Source organism: Actinosynnema sp. NPDC023658 (assembly GCF_040639995.1).
Lineage (GTDB): Bacteria > Actinomycetota > Actinomycetes > Mycobacteriales > Pseudonocardiaceae > Actinosynnema.
Window position 1 is genome coordinate 1 of the sequence record NZ_JBFAAX010001524.1, and the last position, 1,016, is coordinate 1,016.

Consider the following 1,016-nt stretch of genomic DNA (forward strand, 5'->3'; position numbering starts at 1 on the left):
GTCGCCGGTCTCGGCCTGGGTGGTCGAAGCGCGCGAGGACGCCGAGATCGCCGCCGGCACCCGGACCGCCCTGCGTGGAGTTGCAGTGTTGTAGAGTTGAAAAAGTCTTCAACTCCACCACCGCGAGGTCGCCGTGCCCCTCCCGCTGCACCAGGCCAAGGCCGAGTTCTTCCGCATGCTCGGGCACCCCGTGCGGATCAGGGTGCTCGAACTGCTCCAGGACGGCCCGAAGCCGGTGCGCGACCTGCTGGCCGACATCGGCATCGAGGCGTCCAGCCTGTCGGCGCAGCTGGCGGTGCTGCGCCGGTCGGGGATCGTCACGGCGACCCGGGACGGCACGACCGTCGTGTACGCGTTGACCAGCGGAGACGTGGCGGAGCTGCTGCGCGTCGCGCGGCAGGTGCTCACCGGTCTGCTGGCCGGGCAGAACGAACTGCTGGCGTTGTTGCGGGAGGAGGAAGGCGCATGACGTTCCTGCCCGCGAAGGCGGACTGGGCCGGGGCCACCCGACGCGACCTGCTCGCCGGGGTGACGGTCGCGGAGGTGGCGCTGCCGCTCGCCCTGGGGTTCGGCGTCGCCTCCGGGCTCGGCGCGGCGTCCGGCCTGGTCACGGCCATCGTGGCGGGTGCCCTGGCGGCCGTGTTCGGCGGTTCGAGCCTCCAGGTGTCCGGTCCCACCGGCGCGATGACCGTGGTGCTGGTGCCCATCGTAACCCGCTACGGCGTGGACGGCGTGCTGACCGTGGGCCTGCTGGCGGGTGTCCTGCTGGTGCTGCTCGCGGTCGCCAAGGCCGGTCGGTACATGCGTTACGTGCCCGTGCCGGTGGTGGAGGGCTTCACCATCGGCATCGCGGCCGTCATCGCGTTGCAGCAGGTGCCCGCCGCGCTGGGCGTGCGCGCAGCCGGCGAGGGCAGCGTGGTCCTGACCGCCGTCGCCGCTCTCGGGGACTTCGCCGCCGCGCCTCGGTGGGACGCCGTCGCCCTCGCCGCGGGCGTGGCGCTGGTGATGCTGGTCGG

General features: G+C 73.0%; 2 protein-coding genes. Both read left to right on the top strand.

What is annotated here, in order from left to right:
* Positions 1–133: 133 nt before the first annotated feature.
* Entirely contained in the window at positions 134–469 is a 336-nt protein-coding gene (locus AB0G02_RS42260; protein WP_360806830.1) for a metalloregulator ArsR/SmtB family transcription factor, read from the top strand.
* Positions 466–1,016, top strand: a 551-nt coding sequence (locus AB0G02_RS42265) for a SulP family inorganic anion transporter (protein ID WP_360806833.1), incomplete at its 3' end; no start/stop codon positions are given. The genes AB0G02_RS42260 and AB0G02_RS42265, both read left to right, overlap by 4 nt.